We start from the raw sequence: 18,684 nt of genomic DNA, 5'->3' as shown, positions 1-18,684 counted from the left end.
CGGCGACGACGGCCCCGGCTCCGACCACCGAGCCGTCCCCGATCACCGCCCGGTTCAGGATCACCGCACCGATCCCGATGAGCACATCGTGGCCGATGGTGCAGGCGTGGATGACGGCGCCGTGGCCGATGGTGACGTGGTCGCCGATGCGCACCGGCTCTCCGGGGTCCGGGTGGACGACCGTGTTGTCCTGGATGTTGGTCCCCCGGCCGATGGTGATCGACTCGTGGTCGCCTCGGAGGACGACCCCCGGCCAGACGCTGGTGTGTTGGCCGGCCCTGACCCGGCCGATGAGGCGCGCCGTGGGGGCCACGTAAGACGGGCTTTCCACGCTGGGCCGGTGGCCCTCGAAGGGCTCGAAGCGGCCGTCCGCCGGCTGATCCTCACGTTCCAAGTGGTCACGCCCATTCCTTCCGGACCGCGGCGCCGGCCATTGACGGCGGCGCCCGCCGGATAGTAGATTGAAAGGCAGATGGGGGGTGGACTTGCTGACTGCTGCCGCCAAGGCGTCCCAGGGAAAGGGCACGCTCTGCGACCTCTGCCCGCGCCTCTGCCGGGTCGACCGGGCCGCCGGCGAGCCTGGCTACTGCCGGGCCCCGCTGGAAGCCAAGGTCGCCCAGGTGTCCCTTCATCACTGGGAGGAGCCGTGCCTCTCGGGCTCTGGTGGGTCGGGGACGATCTTCTTCTCCGAGTGCAACCTCAGGTGCGTTTTCTGCCAGAACGCCGAGATCAGCCAGGGCCATTACGGCCGGGTCCACGGCCGGAGCGAACTGGCCCAGGCCATGCTCGACCTGCAGTCACGGGGGGCCCACAACGTCAACCTGGTCTCCCCGACGCCATACATTCCGGCCATCGTCGAGGCCCTGACCGAGGCCGGGGCGCACGGACTGGCCGTCCCGGTGGTCTACAACACCAACGCCTATGAGAACGTCGGCGCCCTGCGCCGTCTCGAGGGGCTTGTCCAGATCTATCTCCCGGACCTGAAGTACCCGGGCGACGAGGAGGGTGAGGCGATGGCCCGCCGGTATTCGGCCGCGCCGGGCTACTTCGCCGCCGCCACGGCCGCCATCGAAGAGATGATTCGCCAGGTCGGCCCGCTCACCTTGGATGAAGCCGGGATGGCCCGTCAGGGTGTGATCATCCGCCACCTGGTCATCCCGGGCCACCTCGGGGCGACCAAGCGGGTCCTCGCCTGGATCCACGACCACGCCCCGGCCGGCGTCAAGGTCAGCCTGATGAGCCAGTATACGCCGTACCACCGGGCCGCCGAGTACCCGGAGATCAACCGTCGCCTGACCCGCCGCGAGTACGCGCAGGTCCTCGAGGACTACTTCGCCGCCGGGCTGGAGGACGGTTACGCCCAGGAGCTCTCCTCGGCCGACCAGGCCTTCATCCCCGACTGGCGGCTGAAGGGCATCCCCGACCTGAAGCCGCGGCCGCCCAGGACCCGCCTCTAGACCACCACCGCCAGCTCCTCGCAGTAGGCGGCGGGGGACGCCCCGTCCGCCGTTCCGGCGGGCGACGGCAAACACGGTGCAACCGGCCTGCTCGGGGAGGCGTGTCCGGCGGGCCCAGAGCGAAGCCACCACGCCGGGCTCGAGGCCGAGGACGTCCTCACCCTCGGCCAGGCGCGCCCGGGCGGTCGGCTCCCGGCCGGCCGGTGCCGCCGTCAGTTTCCGCCAGGCCTCCCGCAGGGAGCGGCTGCGCTGACTATCCCGGCTGAGCAGCAGGTCCGCCTCGAACCGGCCGAGTTCGTAGGGGCTACCGGCAAAGGTTCTTACCAAACAGGGTCGATCGAGCAAGGGGTTCACCTCGGAGAGTAGAAGAACCAAGAAGTCGGGTAGTGAGGAGGTCCGGCCGGTGGCCAGGAGAGTCTGCTTCAAGTATGGCAAGGGCACCATCGAAGTCCCCCTCCCGGACGGGGAGGTCCTGGCCACCCTCAGCCTGAGGGGTCGGCCGCCCCTGACCGACCCGGCCGCGGCCATTCGTGACGCCCTGCGCCGGCCGATCGCTTCGCCGCCGCTGGCCGAGGTCATTCGGCCCGGGGATTCCGTCTGCGTCCTCCTGAACGATCCGACCAGGCTGGCCAACACGGATACCTTCCTGCCCGTCCTCCTCGATGAGCTGAACCGCGCCGGGGTACGGGACCAGGATATCTTCGGGGTCTTTGCCACCGGCTCCCACCGGGCCCTGACCGAGGCCGAGGTGAAGGCCATCGCCGGCAAGGCGGCCGGGCGGATCCGGCTGTTCAACCATGACGCCACGGATCAAGCCGGGTTGGCCTACGCCGGCCGGACCAGCCGCGGCAACGAGGTCTACCTCAACCGGCGGGTCCTCGAGGCCGACCGGGTCATCCTCACCGGCGGCATCGTCTACCATTTCTTCGCCGGCTTCGGCGGGGGCCGCAAGGCGATGGTCCCCGGGGTCGCCGGCTACCAGACGATCCAGTTCAACCACCGGCTGATGCTCGAGCCCGGGGCGGAGATCGGCCGGCTGGCCGGGAACCCCGTCCACGAGGACCTCCTGGAGGCGGCCCGTCTGGGTTCCCCGGACTTCCTCGTCAACGTGGTCCTCGACGAAGCCCGCCGCTTCCTGGGGGTCTTCGCCGGCGACCTGGTGGCCGCCCACGAGGCGGGCTGCCGGCTGGTGCGGGAGGTTTACGGGGTGCCCCTCGCGAGACAGGCCGACCTGGTGGTCGCCAGCGCCGGCGGTCACCCCAAGGATATCAACGTCTACCAGCTGCAAAAGACGATGGACAACGCCGTCCTGGCGGCCCGCCCCGGCGGGGTGGTCATCCTCCTGGCTGAATGTCCCGAGGGCCACGGCAACGACACGTACCACCGTTGGATGACGAACTACCGGTCGCCGGAACGGATCGAGGCGGCCATCCGGGAGCACTTCGAACTCGGTGGCCACAAGGCTTACGCGGTCACCCGGCTGATGCGGCGAGCCCACTTCATCCTATACTCTTCCCTGCCCGAGAGCTTGGCCCGGGAGTTGCTCTTCGAACCCGCGGCGAGCCCCGAGAAGGCCGTCGCCGCGGCCCTCGAGCGGCTCGGCACGGATCGGCTGGCGATGGTCCTCATGCCCGATGCCGGGCTCACCGTACCGACCGCAATGTAGATTATTATTGACAGTCGCCGTTTATCTTCGCATTCCACTCCGGGGGGCACTCCGCCGAATGGACCTGGCCACCGTCCGCAGAGCCTTTGACTCCCTCAACGAACGATACTTTGACGGCCGCCTGAAGGCCCGCCTTGAACTATCCTCGAGGATGACAGCCACGGCCGGCAAGTGCTACTACCGGCGGGGGGTCATCCGCCTCTCCCAGTTATACCTGCAGCAATTTCCCGAGAGGCTGGCCCAACTCCTCCTTCACGAGATGATCCACCTCGTCGCTCCCGGCCACGGCGCGGCCTTCAAGGCCCAGGCCAAGAGGTGCGGCGTCCCCCCGGAAGGGCTGCGAGACTTCACCTACTGCCGGCCCTTCGCCCCCAAGCGGCGCAGCCAGTGGCGCTACGTCTATGAATGCCCGTCCTGCGGTCGCCGCTTCGTCAAGAGACGAGCCGGTCAATGGTCTTGCGGGCGTTGCTCACCCCGCTATGATCCCCGGTTCAAGCTGCAATTGAAGGAGCGCCACCGCGTCTAGCTGGCCATTGGCTAGGGCTGGCCGTTCTGGGGCATCCTGTAAAGGGCTGCCCGCCCACTCGTCCCGCCCGCTTCGCCCCATTCGACCGCCCCGACGGACTCACTCAGGTGGGAGGAGGACCACGTGCCCAACCTCGTCGGAGAGAGAGTGACCCTGCGCGCCCTGGAACCGGGGGATGCGGCCATCGCCCAGACCTGGATCAACGACCCCGAGTTCTGCCGCTACCTGCGGGACATCAGCTTCCCGTATTCCCTCCAGGCCGAGCAGGAGTGGATCGGGAGCCAGGTCGCCGCCGAGGCCGACGGGACCAGCTACACCTTCGGCATCCAGACCGAGGACCACAAGCTCATCGGGACCATCGGCCTGCAACGGATCTCATACAAGGACGGGCATGCGGGAATGGGAGTGGGCATCGGCCCGGCCAGCCATCGCGGCCGCGGGTACGGGTCGGAGGCCGTCAACACCCTTCTCCGCTTCGCCTTCGGCGATCTACGGCTGCACAAGATCTGGCTCGAGGTGGACGCCGGCAACACCAAGGCCGTCCGCTGCTACGGGAGCATCGGGTTCAAGCACGAGGGGGTCATGCGGGACCATACCTACCGCGATGGTCGCCACCGTGACTACTACATGATGAGCATTCTCGACCGTGAGTTCAAGGGCTGGCCCGGAGGCAAGGCCAGGCCGGCCAGGAAGGCCAAACCGGGGAATCGCGTCGTGGCGGGTCTTCGCGCCGGAACCGCCGCCCGGACCAGGGCCCCCGGAGGCAAGGCCGCCTCCAACGGCCGGAAGAGCTCCGGCAACAAGCCGTCGTCCGCCCGCTCCGCCCGTAAGCGATCAGCCCCATGAAAGCGATGCCCCTGGGCCGAGGCCCGGGGGCTGTTCGTCGCGACCTTGCGTTCGGCGGTCCGCGCCTCAGGTCTCCCGCATCTGGACAACCATGTTGACCTCGCAGCCCTGCCGTCCGGCGGCCTCGAACACCGAGCGCAGTCCGGACCAGACCCGGTCGGAATCACCCTCGACAAAGGTGCTCACCGGGCCGACCTCATACCGCAGGCCCTGCTCGCCGAGGACTTCCACCGACCGCTTGATGACCTCGGCGCACTCCTTGGACTTCTGTGGATAGAGCGAGACTTCCGCCGCCAGCATCGTCACGACCTCCCGGGGGACTTGGTTGGTTCACCCATAGCCTGCCGGGCGCGCGGCCGGCCTATTCGGCGGATCACCGACTTGTCCGTCGGTCCGGGGCAGGAATCCGCCAAGCCCCGGCGAATGTATGTTCGGTATCCGGAAGCAGGGAGGCGCGCAACAGCATGACGGCCACCGTGTCCCGCCGCCCCGCGCTGAAGGTCTACGCCGAGGTCGCCACCCGTGGTTGCCTCCTCTTCACGTTCGACCCTCCGGGCCTCCTGGCCAGGGGGGAAAGCCTCGACGAGGCCCTGGCCTCGGGGCCAGCTGAGGCCAGGAAACTTCGAAGCTTCCTGGCCGAATGCGGCGAGTTGGGGCTGCTGACCGAAGTGTGGGCGCCGGACGAGGCCCCGGAATTGGTCGTCGCCGAGACCTTCTCTCGGCGCGGCCGGGCCGACGACGGGAACACGTGGGCCACCTTCGAGCGCGACCTCGAGCCCGTCAGGCCGAAGGAACTCCCCGGCCTCCTGGCCATCCTCGGTCATCTGAGGGAGGCCCTCCTGACCCTGAGGGACCGCCTTCCGCCCGAGGCCTACGGTTATCGCTCGCTCCCCCGACGGATGAGCATCGGCGAGCAACTCCGTCATGTCTACGCCTGCGACCGTTGGTATCTGAGCTGCTTCTGGCCCGGCCTGCCGGCCACGCCGCGGGCCGCCGACCTTTGGGGACGCCTTGAACGCCATCGCCGGCAGGCCCTCGACCACCTCGCCGGGTTGAGCCAAGAGGACATGGCCGCCGTGCGCCGACCGAACCGTCAAGTCTGGACGGCCCGCAAGCTCTTCCGTCGCTTCATGTACCACGAGAAGTTCCACCGCGACACGATTGAGCGTGACCTGGCCCTGTTCCTGGCCCAACGCGGACAGTAAACGGAGGCCCCCACTCACCCGCCATGACCAGAGGCAACGACCCAACCCAGCCCGGCCCCCCGCGGGCCGGCGATGATCAGGCCCTCGGGCTTTTCCACCCGGCCGTGCGGGCCTGGTTCGAGGAGGCCCTGGGGCGCCCGACGCCGGCTCAGACCCTGGGCTGGCCGTCGATCGCCGCCGGCGACAGCACGCTGATCCTCGCTCCAACCGGGTCCGGCAAGACCCTGGCCGCCTTCCTGGCCTGCTTGAATCAGCTCTATGTCGATGGGGAGGCCGGCCGGGACATAGGCGGCGTCCGGGTCCTCTACGTCTCCCCGCTGAAAGCCCTCAACAACGACATCCATCGCAACCTCGAGGCGCCGCTGGAGGGCATCGCGGGGGCGGCCAGGCGGCTCGGACACTCCCTGCCCGAGCTTCGGACGGCCGTCCGGACCGGAGACACGACGGCCGAAGCCCGCCGGGCCATGCTCCGCCGCCCGCCGCAGGTCCTCATCACCACGCCCGAGTCACTCTACCTCATCCTGACCTCGAGTCAGGCCCGCCACATGCTGTCGACCGTCCGCTGGGTCATCGTCGACGAGATCCATGCCGTCGCCGGGACCAAGCGCGGCGTGCACCTGGCCCTGTCCCTCGAACGGGTGGAGGCGCTGGCCCGCCGGCCCGTCAGGATCGGTCTGTCGGCGACCCAACGCCCGCTGGAGGAGATCGCCCGCTTCCTTGGAGGCCAGGACCCCTCGACGGGGGAGGCCAGGCCGGTGCGGATGATCGACGCCGGGATTCGCAAGGGCCTCGACCTCCAGGTCACGGTGACCGTGGACGACCTGAGGATCCTCCCTGAGGGCTCGATTTGGCCGACGATCCATTCCCGCCTTTACGAATGGATCAAGGCCCATCGCTCGACCCTCATCTTCGTCAACAACCGGCGGTTGGCCGAACGCCTGACCCTCAAGCTCAACGAGTTGGCGGCGGCGGAGATCGCCCGCACTCACCATGGCTCGATGTCCCGGGCCGCCCGCGAGGCCGTCGAGCGCGACCTGAAGGAAGGGCGCCTACCCTGCCTGGTCGCCACGTCATCGCTGGAGCTCGGCATCGACATCGGTTTCATCGACCTAGTCATCCAGGTAGAGTCGTCGAAGAGCGTCGCCCGCGGCCTGCAGCGGGTCGGTCGGGCCGGCCACCTGGTCGGGGCCTCGGCCAAGGGGCGAATCGTCGCCAAGCAGCGGTCGGACCTGCTCGAGGCGGCCGCCGTTGCCCGCGGCATGCTCCGCGGCGAGGTCGAAGAGACCCGCGTCCCCCGGAACTGCCTGGACGTCCTGGCCCAGCAGGTCGTGGCGATGGCCGCCGTCGAGGACTGGCGGCCCGATGACCTTTATCGCCTGATTCGCTCAGCCTATCCCTACCGAGACTTGGCTCGCCCTCAGTTCGACGCGGTCCTGGAGATGCTCTCCGGGCGGTATCCGGTCGAGGAACTGGCGGCGATGAAGCCCCGGATCACGTGGGACAAGGACAACGGGGTGGTCCGTGGCCGCGAAGGTGGCCGGCTGCTGGCCATCCGCGGCGGTGGGGCCATCCCCGACCGCGGCCTCTATCCCGTCTACCTCCAGGGCACCCGGGTCAAACTCGGCGAGCTCGACGAGGAGATGGTCTACGAGTCGCGGCTGGGCGACGTCTTCTGGCTGGGCAGCTCCCCCTGGCGGATCGAAGCCATCCAGCGCGATCGGGTCTTCGTCAGCGAGGCTCCGGGGCGGGAGGCGAAGATCCCCTTCTGGAAGGGTGAGGGGCTGGGCCGGCCCTACGACCTTGGCCGCAAGGTCGGGGAGTTCATCCGTCAGGCCGAAGCCCGCCTGGGGGACACGGCCTCCAGCCTCCGCGATTGGCTGGCCGGCGAGGCGGCCTGCGACCCACGGGCCGCCGCCAACCTCGAGACCTACCTCCGTGACCAACGGGCGCTGGCCGGGCTGCCCTCCGACCGGCGGATCATCGTCGAGCGTTTCCAGGATGAGCTGGGCGACCCGCGTTACATCGTTCACTCACCCTTCGGCGGCCCGGTCCACGCCGCCTGGAGCATGGCCATCCTTCGCCGAGTCCGGACCAAGTTCGGCCTGGTCATCGACGGCGTCTGGGCCGACGATGGGATGCTCTTCCGCCTGCCCGAATCGGGACGCGACTTCCCGCCCGGTTTCCCCCTGGACGGGGTGACCGCGGCCAACGCCCAGGAACTCATCCTGCAGGACCTGGCCGGCTCGCCCCTCTTCGGGGCCTGCTTCCGGCGGGCGGCGGCTCGGGCGCTGGTCCTGCCCAGGGCGGGTGGCCGCGAGCGAACGCCCCTCTGGCTCCAGCGCCTTCGCGCAGCCGACCTGCTCCAGGCGGCCAGGCGGCTCGGCGACTACCCGGTGACCGTCGAGGCCTACCGCGAGGCCCTGGACGACCTGCTCGAGGTGGACGGGCTGGTCGAGGTCCTCACCGCCATAGAGAGCGGGGAGATCGAGGTCGAACGCCGCGAGGCCGCGGTCCCCTCCCCCTTCGCGGCCAACCTGCTGTTCAAGTTCATCGGGGCGAACATGTACGGTGACGACACCCCCAGGGCCGAGCGGCGCAGTCAGATGCTGGCCGTCAATCGCGACCTCCTGCGGGAGGTCCTCGATTCGCGCGGCCTCCGGGAGCTCCTCGAACCGCGGGCCATCGAGGATACCGTGGCCTGGTTGCAGCACCAGGCCGAGGGGCGCCGGGCCCGGTCGGCCGACGAGATTCACGACCTGCTGCGGAGGGTGGGCGACCTGACCCCGGGTGAGCTCGCCGAGCGGACCGAGCCAGGGGCGCGGGCCGCGCAGATGCTGGCCGAGCTCGCACGGTCCGGACGGGTCAGGGTCGCGCCGGCGCTTGGAGCCGGGGCCTCGGGAGAGCCCCGCTGGGTGGTCACCGAGGACTTCGATCTCTACCACGAGGCCGGGCTGGGTTCCCTGTCGGCCAGGGAGGCCCTGGTCCGACGGTTCGTCAGGACCAACGGACCTTTCCAGGCGGTGGCCCTGGCCGAGCGCTACGGGTTCGACCGTTCCTGGGTCCTGGGAGTCCTGACCGTCCTTCAGGCCGAGGGCGAGGTCGTCGCCGGGGAGTTCACCCCGGGCGTGGAGGGACGGGAATGGTGCGACTCCGACGTCCTCCAGCAGCTGCACCGCCGGACGCTCGGCCTGCTGAGGCACCAGATGGAGCCCGTGACCCTCGAGACCTACCAGCGGTATCTGCTGCGCCGGCAAGAGCTGGACGGCCCGCCCTCGGACCTGCGGTCCGCCCTGGCCAAGTTGCGCGGCCTGGCCTTGCCGCTGGAAGCCTGGGAGCGTGACGTGCTCCCCGCCCGCCTGCCCGGCTACCAGCCGGCCGGGCTCGACGGCCTCTTGGCTTCGGGCGAGTTCGTCTGGGTCGCCCGCCCCGGGGGCCGGCTGGCCTTCTTCCCGTCGGGGGCGGTGCCCGGCCGGGTGCCCGGCGAGCCGGACGGGGCGTCCGGCCAGGCTCCCGCGGCCGAGCGCCCCGCCGATCAAGCCATTCTGGCGGCCCTGGGCGGCCGTGGGGCCTCTTTCACCGGGGCCGTCGCGGCGGCCGCCGCCCTGAGCCCGGCCGAGACCACCGAGGCCTTGCTGCGCCTGACCCTGGCCGGCCGGGTGGCCAACGACACCTTCGCCCCCGTCCGCCTGCTGGCCCTGGCCGGGCGGAAAAGCCGCCGGGGCGGGGACGAGCGGGTAATCGACCCAAGCATCATCCGTCGTCTGGCCAGGGGCGCCGGGGGCGTCTCCGCGGCCGGGCCGGCCGGGACCACCGGGCGCTGGTGGGCGTTGCCGGAGACCGGGCCCGGTCAGGAGGCCGCCGCCTTCTGGGCGGCTGCCCTCCTCGACCGCCACGGTGTCGTGACCCGGGAGATCCTGGCCGCCGAGGGCGACCCCCACCCGTGGTCCGAGGTGCTGTCAGTGCTCAAACGGGAGGAAGTCCTCGGTCGAGTCCGCCAGGGCTATTTCGTCTCTGGCCTCTCCGGCCCGCAGTTCGCCGCGCCGGAGGCCGTCGAGGGGCTGCGCGAACTGAAGGAGGAAGCCGTCGTTCCCCCTTCCCCGCCGTTCCTTCTCCTTTCCGCCTACGACCCGGCCATCGCCCCGCCGGCCAACCCCGTCCCCCGGGCGGCGGGCAACTACGTCCTCTTCGCCGGCGGCCGTGCGGTACTGGCCGTCGAAGGTCACGGCCGGCGTCTCACCCCGCTGCGCCCCGGGATTGATCCGGCCCTCTGGACGGATGCCCTGCAACATCTGGCCCAGGCCCTCATTCGCGGGCGCGGGCCGGTCCGCGGTCGGCGGCTCAAGCTCCTAATTGAGACCTGGGACGGCCGACCCGCGGCCAAGAGCGAGATCGGGCCGTTCCTCCGCACATTGGGCGGGATCGAGCAGGGACAGGCGATCGTCCTGTGGGCCTCGAGTCTGGCCTGAGCGAGCGAGACCGCAAGTCGCCGTTGGCCAACCAGAAAAGCGCCAGGGCTGACCTCCTCGGTCGCCCCTTCACCGCGCGACCTGGACTTCGCGGATCACGGCTTCGCCGAAGGCCTTCGTCCCAACGGCCGGCACGCCCAGCTGAAAGGCCAGGTCGGCGGTGACGATCCCCTTGCCGACGGCGACCTCGACCCCGGCCTCGACCAACCGGGCCGCCTCCGGCCAGCCGAGGTGGTCCAGGAGCATGGCGGCGGAGAGGATCAGCGAGCTTGGGTTGGCGAGGTCGCGGCCGGCGAAGTCGGGCGCCGATCCATGGGTCGCTTCGAACACGGCAACCTCATCGGACAGATTGCCCCCCGGGGCCACACCGAGACCGCCGACCAAGGCGGCCGCGGCGTCGCTGATATAGTCCCCGTTCAGGTTGGGGGCGACGATGATGTCATAGTCGGCCGGTCTCAACAGGATCTGCTGGAACATGTTGTCGGCGATGCGGTCCCTGAAGACGACCGGCCGGCGGGCAGCCGAATCGAGAGTGGCGTCGCCGCCGCTGTTGCCGTTGCCCCCGACGGGCGCCGGGACGGCCTCGGCCCCGGCCGAAACCGCCGCTGCCGCCTCCCGCGCGAAACGCCCGGCGAACTCCCGTTCCGCCAGCTCATAACCCCATTTGCGAAAGGCGCCCTCGGTGTACTTCTGGATATTGCCCTTGTGCATCATGGTCACGCTGCTTCTCCCGGACTCCAGGGCGAAGCTCAGGGCGCGGCGGATGATCCGCTCCGACCCGGTCCGGCTGATGGGCTTGATCCCGATCCCCGAGTCGGCCCGGACCCTCACCCCGAACTCGTCCTCGAGGTAGCCGATGAGCTTCTTGGCTTCCGGGGAGCCCATCGCCCACTCGATTCCGGCATAGACATCCTCTGTATTCTCGCGGAAGATGACCATGTCCACCTTCTCCGGATCCTTGAGGGGTGAAGGGAGCCCCGGGAACCAGCGGACCGGACGGATGCAGGCGTAAAGGTCGAGGATCTGCCGCAAAGCCACGTTGACGCTGCGGAACCCCCCTCCGACCGGGGTGGTCAGGGGGCCCTTGATGCCGACCCGGCACATCCGCAGGGCCTCGACCGTCGAGGCCGGCAGATAATCGCCCTGGCTGCGGTGAGCCTTCTCTCCGGCGGCCAGTTCCCACCAGGCGATCGCCCGACGTCCCCCGTAGGCCGCGGCCACGGCGGCGTCCGTCACATCCTTCGTGGCCCGCCAGATCTCGGGCCCGATGCCATCGCCTTCGATGAACCCGACCAACGGGTGGTCGGGGACGAGAAGGCGACCGCCGTCGAGCCCGACCGGCTGACCCCACTCCGGTCGACCGGCCTCGCCAACCAGTCCGTCGGCGCGCTCAGCCATTCACTCGTCCCCTCCCACCGCCAGGCGGCCATGCTTCTTGACGTGCTCGACCAGGCCGCCGTCCTCGAGCAGGCGGAGCATCACGGCCGGCAAGGGGACGACCTCGATCTCGGTCCCCCGGGTCAGGTTGCGGACCCGTCCCGCGGCCAGGTCCAGTACGAGTTCATCGCCGGCGGAGATGCCTTCGGTGTCGCAGACCAGGGCGGGCATCCCGATGTTGATGGCGTTGCGGAAGAAGATCCGGGCGAAGGACTTGGCCAGCACGGCTGAGACTCCGGCCAGCTTCATGATGGTCGGGGCGTGCTCCCGGCTGGAACCGAGTCCGAAGTTGGAGCCGGCGACGACGAAATCACCGGCTCTCACCCGCGAGGGGAAGGCCGGGTCGGCGTCCTCCAAGACGTGCTTGGCGAACTCCGGCAGGTTCGAACGGAGATGGTAGTACCGGCCGGGGGCGATGTGGTCGGTCGAGATGTCGTCTCCGAAAAGGTGCGCCCTTCCCTGCAGCTTCACTGGAGAACCTCCCGTGGGTCGGCGATGGCGCCCGCCACGGCCGTCGCCGCGGCCACGGCCGGCGAGGCAAGATACACTTGGGACTGCGGGTTTCCCATGCGGCCTTCGAAGTTGCGGTTGGTGGTCGACACGCAGACCTCCCCGTCGCCGAGGATGCCCAGGTGGATTCCGGCGCAGGGCCCGCAACCCGGCGGCAGGACCACCGCCCCGGCGCGGACGAAGCGGGCCAAATAGCCGAGGGAATCGGCGGCGAGCCAGACGCGGCGCGAGGCCGGCTGGACGAAGAGGCGGGTCTTCGGATTGAGCGGCCGACCCTCGAGAATGGCCAGGGCCTCGGCCAGATCCTCCACCCGGCCGTTGGTGCACGAACCGATGAACACTTGCTGTACGGCGGTTCCCTTGACCTTACCGATGGTGGCGACATTATCGACCCGGTGGGGACAGGCGACCGTCGGTTCGATCTCCCCGAGGTCGATGGTCACGATCCGCTCGTACGAAGCATCGGCGTCCGCGGCCAGCGGACGCCAAGCGCTCCCGCGGCCATGCCCCTCCATGAACTCCCTGGTGACCTCGTCCGAGGGGAACAGCCCGGCCTTGGCCCCTGATTCGACGGCCATGTTGGCCAGGGTCAGTCGTCCCGGCATGGGGATGTCGCGGAGCCCCTCCCCGCCGAACTCCAGCGCTTTGTACGTGGCTCCGTCGGCCCCAACCTGTCCGATGATGAAGAGCATCAGGTCCTTGGGCCCGACTCCTTTTGGGAAACGGCCGCGGAGGGTGATCCTGAACGTCTCCGGCACCCGGAACCAATTGTCACCCAGGGCCATCGCCACCGCGACGTCGGTCGAGCCCAGGCCCGTGCCGAAAGCCCCGAGGGCGCCGGCCATGCAGGTGTGCGAATCGGCGCCGACGACGATCTGGCCCGGCTCGGCCCAGTCCTCCGCGACGACCTGGTGGCAGATGCCGTAACCATGCTCCCGGATGACGGCCCCACTGGAACGGGCGAACTCGCGGAGAAAGACGTGGTCGGTGGCCAGCTCCCGCCGCGGGCTCGGGAGGGCGTGGTCGAGGAAGATCAGGGTCTTATCGGGTCGCCGCGGCCGGGTGAAGCCCATGGCCGCCATCTGCCGGACGGTGAGGGGTCCCGTGCCGTCCTGGACCAGGGCGACGTCCACGTCGGCGACGACGATCTCCCCCGCGCGGACGCTCCTGCCGACGTGACTGGAAAAGATCTTTTCGGCGATGGTCTGACCCATGTCTGGTTCTCATCTCCCCGGGCCCAGGGCCCCGACTACTTGGCGATCTGCTTTCTTCCCACGTACTCCTCATAGATGTAGACGAGCTCTTTGTCAAACAGGGAACGCTTCAGTTCGATGGCGGCCGACCTGACCCGCTTGAGGATTTCCTCGGCGTCCGGGTCGGGCAGGACAATCCCGTATTCGACGAACTTGGCCTTGATCGAAGCCGTTCCGGAATGCTTGCCGATGACGATCTGCCGTTCGAGCCCCACTTCTTCAGGGCGGAAGACCTCGTAGGTCAAAGGGTTCTTCAAGGTTCCGTCGGTGTGGATGCCGGATTCATGAGCGAACATGTTGCTGCCGACGATGGCCTTCGAGACATGGAGCGGTCGTCCGGCCGCCTGGGACACGTATTCGGCCACTTCGCGGAACCGTTCCGTCTTGAACTCGAGGTCGGTGTCCATCAGGTGCTTCAGGGCCATGATCACTTCTTCCAAGGCCGCGTTGCCGGCCCGCTCGCCGAGACCGATCACCGTCACCCCGGCATGGGTGGCGCCGGCCTTGACCCCAGCGAACGTGTTGGCGGTAGCCATCCCGAAGTCGTTGTGCATGTGCATCTCGATGTCGATCCCGACCGCCTCGATCAGGGTCCGGATGCGGTCATAGGTGCCGAACGGCTCCATCGTCCCGACCGTGTCGCAGTAGCGCAAGCGGTCCGCGCCGGCGTTCCGAGCCTCGGTGGCGAAGCGGATGAGGAAGTCCATGTCGGTCCGCGAGGCGTCTTCGGCGTTGACGGAGACGTAAAGGTTGTGCGCTTTGGCGAACTCGGCGGCTTTGACCATGTCGTGGAGGACCCGCTCCCTGGTGCTCCGGAGCTTGTGAATGATGTGAATGTCGGAGGTTGAGATGGAGATGGCGACCGCGTCGACCCCACAGTCGACGGAGTGCTGGAGGTCCGAAATGACGGCCCGGTTCCATCCCATGATGCTGGCCCGCAGGCCGGCGTCGACGATGTCCTTGATGACCTTCTTCTCGTCCCCGCCCATCACGGGGATGCCCGCCTCGATCTGGTGAACGCCGATTTCGTCCAGCATCCTGGCGATGCGAAGCTTCTCCCGGTTGGCGAAGACCACGCCCGCGGTCTGTTCACCATCGCGCAGGGTGGTGTCAACGATCGAGATCTGTTTGCCCATGCTGGTTCACTCCTCGCTAGGTTGAGCCGGCGCATATCCAGCGGCTTATAAAGAAAGACACCCCGTGCTGCAACCGCAGGGCATCCTACTGGAGTTAGCTGCCCAGATATGCCTTTGAAGTCAAATACTTTTCAATATCCGCGGCCGGAATCCTCCTTCCGCGAAAAAAAGATTGCATAATTATTCACCCGCCGACGAAATCAAGGAATGTCGGCCGGCTTTCACCATTGAAGGAGGACCCGGCCCGCCGTCGAATCCGGTGAGGAATACGCGAGCCCAGCCCCAAAACCCTCCCAGAGGCCGAAAGGAGCGCGACCGGCTGAGGAAAGATGAAGAAGCGCCTGAAGTTCGGCTGATGGAGGTCGGCGATGCCTGGTAGGACAGATTCGCGGACGCGGACGCGGACGCGGACGTGGACGCGGACGTGGACGTCGGCCGTACGGCGTCTCACCGCCCTGGCCGTAGGGCTCGCCCTGGTGGCCGGACTCGCGGTGGGCCTCGGGGTCGGTTCCGCGGGTTGCGCCCGGCGTCCCAAAGCCCGCGCCGCCGAGGCCTTTCTGAGGCAACATGGCCTCGTCGTGGAAGGCGAGCCGGCCCACTTCCAGGTGACCGTGCCGGCCGACTGGAGGGTCACCCTCGGGGCTTACCCCGAAGGGCTCTACTGGGGCGTCGCCAACGAGCTCTCAAAAGACGTCGGCCTCGACCTGACGGGGCTCAAGGGCAAAACCGTCGAAGCCTGGATCTACCCGATCGCCGGTGGTCTCCCCGGAGAGGGCGACCAGCGCCAGTTTCGCTACCCTTCCAACGTCGTCCTGCTGGTCGACCAAGGGAAGGTCGGCGGGGCCTGGGTCCTCTTCAACGCCGTAACCGCCAACCAGTCCGTGAAGCTCCGCCAATTCGCGGACATCACCGGCCTGACCTTTCCGAAGTGGGCTGAGCGGGAGGGGTTCTTCGCCGACCCGGGCCCCAACCCCGACCTCGCCAAGCTCGACCCGATCGAGGTCATCCGGGCCTTCTTCAAAGCCATCAACGACGGCGACCAGGTCCGGGCCAACGCCTGCCTGAGTCCGCGGGTGATGCTCGACAGTCTGACCATGAACCTCTCCCCGGGAGTCCTGTACAACCCCGGTTTCGGAGCCAACAACGGGTACGTCTCAAACATCCTCGCCGGGGACCTCATCTCCTGGCAGTACTACTTCTTCGACCCGGCCCAGGGGCACCTGGTGACCTCGGTGAACCTGCCGCCCGGGGACGAGGTCAACGTGCGGGCCGAGGTCCACATTAAGTGGAGGAACCCCCAGTTCAACCCGCCCACCGGAGTGCAAACGCGTTTCGTCGGCCTGACCAGGACCGCTCAGGGGTGGAAGATCGAGGGCCTGGGGACCGGTCCATGAACCCGCCTTGGTGTCGTCGCAGCGGCCCAGTTCGATCTCCAGACGGCCCGCTGGGACGTCCCCCGGCGACCCTCGGCCAAGAACCAGAGACCGGCAGCCATGAAGCGGCTGTCGGTCTCCTTCGTTCGGACCGCGCGAGGCGACTCAACTAGGCGGGGTCAGCCTAAAGGAGTCCTTCTTGACCCAGGCGATCCACCCGCCGGCCGCGCTAACCCGCAGATAGCCGCCTTTCTGCTCGGTGATCCACACGGGCAGGGGGTGGGTCAGGACGTCGGGCTTGGTCCCTGTGATCTGGTCGAACTCGCCCTGGAAGGCCTCGGTTCCTTGATAAAGGTAGCCCTCTTTCGGTTCGACCTGGTTCGGGGTGGTCAGCATCTTCCTCATGATCCAGGCCGTCTGGACGCCGGGTACGCTGTAGACCGTGATCCTCACCTGGACCCAATCGTTCCACTCCTTGAACGGCTTCAGGACCTTGCCCCCGGGCAGTTCTCCGACCGCGGGGCCGTCCGGATACAGGTAGATCGAGGCCTCGTCAGCCAGGACGAGGCCCTCGCTCTGGAGTTCCTTCACCGGGGTCGGGTCATCCGACAGGTACCAGGTGGGGATCCAACCCTTGAGGCCCCCCTGCTGGATCATGGTCCAGACGCCCTGGGTCGCCAGAACTCGCACCTTGGAGCCGCCGCTGATTTGACCGGGCGGGTCCTGCAAGGTCTCGGGCTGTGGGGCTAGATAGAGATCGTCGGCTCCGCCCGCCCTGACGGTGGCCGCCTTTGATGAGCAGCCGGCCAGCGCGAACGGCAGGGACGTCAGCAGAACGGCCGTGGCCATCAAGATCAACAGGGCTTTGCGCAAGGACGTCATCCTCCGCGGTGGTCACCAGTCTGAATGTACGGGCCACCGGTCTTTCGACGGCGGGCCGCGGAGAATGGTTCCCGGGCCCGGTCACCGGCCCCCTTCGGGCCCGGGTCAGTCCAGCTCGGTATACTTGCGGCTCGACCCGCGGGCCTTCGCCACCGGGTACTTGCGGGCGTTCTTGGCCAGTTTCGCCAGGACCGTCTCCCCGGGGTCGAGCCCGAGCGCGTCGGCGAGGAAGAGGCCGTAGATGAAGACATCGGCCAGTTCATCGGCGATCTCCGCCCGCCTCTTTCCCACCGCCTCGTCACTCGTCTTCCACTGGAAGTTCTCGAGCAGTTCGGCGGCTTCGAGGCAGAGGGACACGGCCAGATCCTTGGGGTTGTGGAACTGCTTCCAGTCCCGTTCGTCGCGGAAGGCTACCGCCTGTCGCATCAGGTTCTTCATGTTCTCCATGGCCCTAGGACTTCGCCGACCCGCCGGGGCTTCCTTCCCGCTACGGAACCAGACTGAACCCGGGCTCCAGCCCCACTGACCGGCACGACGAAGGCGCCTCCCTGTGGGAAGCGCCTCACCTGACCAGTCTCTGTAAAACGGGCCGCCTGGCCGCTCGTCCGGCTAGTCGTGGTTGACCACTCCGTCGACCGCGACCCCCTCGTGGTCGGGGTCGCCCGGGGCGACCGGCTTGAACTGGGCCCCCGGCAACTCGATGAAGAATCTCGTTCCCAGGGCCGTGGTGCTGCGGACCCAGATCCGGCCCCGGTGGAGCTCGATCAGGCTCTTCGCCAGGAAGGGGCCGATTCCAAGCCCATCCTGCCGATGCCGGGCGCGGTAGAACGGCTGAAAGACGTGCTCGACCTCTTCGCTGGTCAGGGCATAGTCCCTGTTCTCCACGGTGATCAGGACCTGTTCCCCCTCGGCTTGCTTGACGGTCAGCTCAATGGCTGTCTCTGGGGGCGAGTACTTGACCACGTCGTACAGGAGGTTGTCAAAGGCCTGGCTCAGCCGGAGCGAGTCGCCCTTGAGGAAGCAGGATGGGAGGCCGTGGTAGGTGATGTAGCGCTCGGGCGTCCGACGGACCAGTTGGTCGGTCCGGTCGCGGAGGAGCGCGTCGAGATTGACCGTCTCACGTTTCACGGTGATCGCGTTGGTGGCCAGCCTGGCCAGGTCGAGAAGGTCGTCGATCATCTTGCTGATCGACCAGGCCTGGTCGTTCAAGAGGGCCCTTACCTTGGGGTATCGCTCATCAGCCGGACTGCCGCCGGACAGCCACTCCGCGCACAGCTGCAGGTTGGATAGAGGAGTCTGCAACTGATGGCCGATGACCGTAAGGGCCTCATCAAGATGCTCCTTGATGTCGTCCCAGGGCAGGGCGGTCCCGGCGCGATCGGGCGCCGAAATCGACGGTGACTCCCCACCTTCGTCCGACGGCGACCCGCCGGACTGGGGCGGGCCCTCAAGAGCTTGAAGAACAGACGCCTCCACCAGCTCAAAAGTGTCGGCCAAAGATGTCCCTCCCCGTGGTAACCCCAGTGGCGCTTGGGAAATGACCATCGGCGCCCCGGGTCGCTGGGAAATCCAGTATCGAGAGACTTTTCGTGTCAGTCCCCCAACTCCTTCAAGGGCACAGGTCCCTGGGGCCCCGGCCCCCGGCCGGCAGCCTCGAAAAGCCTCGCAAGCCGCGGCCGCGCCTGCAAAAGCGCCGATTTGTCCAGGCTATGGACACCCACGCAAGGCTGGCCCTTCACCCGGATTTGCCGGCTATCAGGGGGATTTACACAGGGGGATTCAGTCGGTGTCAATGGACAGTGAATATGTCACCTGTATAAGCGCATAACGGGACTGAGAAAATGTCACCCTCAGCGTTTCCGCGACTGGTTTAGCGTTGGCTCATGAGTTTTTGCCAACCGGGGTTCTTCTGACGTAGATAGGTCTC

The 18,684-nt window shown here is 68.0% G+C and carries 16 protein-coding genes; 7 read left to right on the top strand and 9 right to left on the bottom strand.

Going from position 1 to position 18,684, the window contains the following annotated elements; all coding sequences use genetic code 11:
* A partial coding sequence (locus VGL40_13055) for a gamma carbonic anhydrase family protein (protein ID HEY3316192.1) occupies positions 1-394 on the bottom strand: 394 nt, incomplete at its 3' end.
* 91 nt (positions 395-485) lie between these two features.
* Here VGL40_13055 and VGL40_13050 point away from each other — a divergent pair.
* From VGL40_13050 to VGL40_13035, 4 genes are all read left to right on the top strand, one after another.
* Positions 486-1,457 carry a radical SAM protein gene (locus tag VGL40_13050; GenBank protein ID HEY3316191.1) on the top strand — a complete coding sequence of 324 codons (972 nt, stop codon included), beginning with the start codon at positions 486-488 and terminating at the stop codon, positions 1,455-1,457.
* A gap of 403 nt (positions 1,458-1,860) precedes the next feature.
* Positions 1,861-3,123 carry a nickel-dependent lactate racemase gene (gene larA / locus VGL40_13045; GenBank protein ID HEY3316190.1) on the top strand — a complete coding sequence of 421 codons (1,263 nt, stop codon included), beginning with the start codon at positions 1,861-1,863 and terminating at the stop codon, positions 3,121-3,123.
* Between the two features lie 58 nt (positions 3,124-3,181).
* Entirely contained in the window at positions 3,182-3,649 is a 468-nt protein-coding gene (locus tag VGL40_13040) for a SprT-like domain-containing protein (GenBank protein ID HEY3316189.1), read from the top strand.
* Positions 3,650-3,772: 123 nt separating this feature from the next.
* Positions 3,773-4,495 carry a GNAT family protein gene (locus VGL40_13035; protein HEY3316188.1) on the top strand — a complete coding sequence of 241 codons (723 nt, stop codon included), beginning with the start codon at positions 3,773-3,775 and terminating at the stop codon, positions 4,493-4,495.
* A gap of 66 nt (positions 4,496-4,561) precedes the next feature.
* Here VGL40_13035 and VGL40_13030 read toward each other — a convergent pair whose 3' ends face one another.
* Positions 4,562-4,795, bottom strand: a complete 234-nt coding sequence (locus VGL40_13030; GenBank protein HEY3316187.1) for a YkoF family thiamine/hydroxymethylpyrimidine-binding protein — start codon at positions 4,793-4,795, stop codon at positions 4,562-4,564.
* Between the two features lie 164 nt (positions 4,796-4,959).
* Here VGL40_13030 and VGL40_13025 point away from each other — a divergent pair, with 164 nt between their 5' ends.
* Positions 4,960-5,700, top strand: a complete 741-nt coding sequence (locus VGL40_13025) for a DinB family protein (GenBank protein HEY3316186.1) — start codon at positions 4,960-4,962, stop codon at positions 5,698-5,700.
* Positions 5,701-5,723: 23 nt separating this feature from the next.
* Positions 5,724-10,166, top strand: coding sequence for a DEAD/DEAH box helicase (locus tag VGL40_13020; protein ID HEY3316185.1), 4,443 nt, complete (start codon positions 5,724-5,726; stop codon positions 10,164-10,166).
* A gap of 69 nt (positions 10,167-10,235) precedes the next feature.
* Here the strand turns inward: VGL40_13020 and icd are convergent, their stop codons facing one another.
* Genes icd through nifV form a run of 4 tightly spaced genes read right to left on the bottom strand, consistent with a single transcriptional unit; the run spans position 10,236 to position 14,502 of the window.
* Entirely contained in the window at positions 10,236-11,564 is a 1,329-nt protein-coding gene (icd, locus tag VGL40_13015) for an NADP-dependent isocitrate dehydrogenase (protein ID HEY3316184.1), read from the bottom strand.
* Complete coding sequence (locus VGL40_13010; protein ID HEY3316183.1) at positions 11,565-12,074, bottom strand: 3-isopropylmalate dehydratase small subunit; 510 nt, start codon at positions 12,072-12,074, stop codon at positions 11,565-11,567. It abuts the gene before it with no gap.
* A complete protein-coding gene (locus tag VGL40_13005) occupies positions 12,071-13,327 on the bottom strand; it encodes a 3-isopropylmalate dehydratase large subunit (GenBank protein ID HEY3316182.1) in 1,257 nt (418 codons plus the stop codon). The genes VGL40_13010 and VGL40_13005 overlap by 4 nt, the downstream gene beginning before the upstream one ends.
* A gap of 35 nt (positions 13,328-13,362) precedes the next feature.
* Positions 13,363-14,502: a homocitrate synthase gene (nifV, locus tag VGL40_13000; GenBank protein HEY3316181.1), complete on the bottom strand. Its 1,140-nt coding sequence runs from the start codon at positions 14,500-14,502 to the stop codon at positions 13,363-13,365.
* Positions 14,503-14,870: 368 nt separating this feature from the next.
* Here nifV and VGL40_12995 point away from each other — a divergent pair, with 368 nt between their 5' ends.
* The gene (locus tag VGL40_12995; protein HEY3316180.1) at positions 14,871-15,896 is read left to right on the top strand and encodes a DUF4830 domain-containing protein; all 1,026 of its coding nucleotides are present in this window, start codon (positions 14,871-14,873) and stop codon (positions 15,894-15,896) included.
* 144 nt (positions 15,897-16,040) lie between these two features.
* Here VGL40_12995 and VGL40_12990 read toward each other — a convergent pair whose 3' ends face one another.
* The 3 genes from VGL40_12990 to VGL40_12980 form a co-directional block, all read right to left on the bottom strand.
* A complete protein-coding gene (locus VGL40_12990; protein ID HEY3316179.1) occupies positions 16,041-16,748 on the bottom strand; it encodes a hypothetical protein in 708 nt (235 codons plus the stop codon).
* Between the two features lie 114 nt (positions 16,749-16,862).
* Positions 16,863-17,195, bottom strand: a complete 333-nt coding sequence (locus VGL40_12985; GenBank protein HEY3316178.1) for a nucleotide pyrophosphohydrolase — start codon at positions 17,193-17,195, stop codon at positions 16,863-16,865.
* Positions 17,196-17,366: 171 nt separating this feature from the next.
* Positions 17,367-18,254, bottom strand: a complete 888-nt coding sequence (locus tag VGL40_12980; GenBank protein HEY3316177.1) for a HAMP domain-containing sensor histidine kinase — start codon at positions 18,252-18,254, stop codon at positions 17,367-17,369.
* Positions 18,255-18,684: the final 430 nt, after the last annotated feature.

The organism is Bacillota bacterium, assembly GCA_036504675.1.
Classification (GTDB): Bacteria; Bacillota; Sulfobacillia; order JAJYWN01; family JAJZPE01; genus DASXUT01.
This window is presented reverse-complemented; position numbering and strand designations above follow the sequence as displayed.

Coding starts and splice junctions, on each gene's coding strand:
- VGL40_12995 (HEY3316180.1), top strand. CDS start 14,871: ATGCCTGGTAGGACAGATTCGCGGACGCGGACGCGGACGCGGACGTGG.
- icd (HEY3316184.1), bottom strand. CDS start 11,564: ATGGCTGAGCGCGCCGACGGACTGGTTGGCGAGGCCGGTCGACCGGAG.
- nifV (HEY3316181.1), bottom strand. CDS start 14,502: ATGGGCAAACAGATCTCGATCGTTGACACCACCCTGCGCGATGGTGAA.
- VGL40_13005 (HEY3316182.1), bottom strand. CDS start 13,327: ATGGGTCAGACCATCGCCGAAAAGATCTTTTCCAGTCACGTCGGCAGG.
- VGL40_13030 (HEY3316187.1), bottom strand. CDS start 4,795: ATGCTGGCGGCGGAAGTCTCGCTCTATCCACAGAAGTCCAAGGAGTGC.
- VGL40_13025 (HEY3316186.1), top strand. CDS start 4,960: ATGACGGCCACCGTGTCCCGCCGCCCCGCGCTGAAGGTCTACGCCGAG.
- VGL40_12985 (HEY3316178.1), bottom strand. CDS start 17,195: ATGAAGAACCTGATGCGACAGGCGGTAGCCTTCCGCGACGAACGGGAC.
- VGL40_13040 (HEY3316189.1), top strand. CDS start 3,182: ATGGACCTGGCCACCGTCCGCAGAGCCTTTGACTCCCTCAACGAACGA.
- VGL40_13020 (HEY3316185.1), top strand. CDS start 5,724: ATGACCAGAGGCAACGACCCAACCCAGCCCGGCCCCCCGCGGGCCGGC.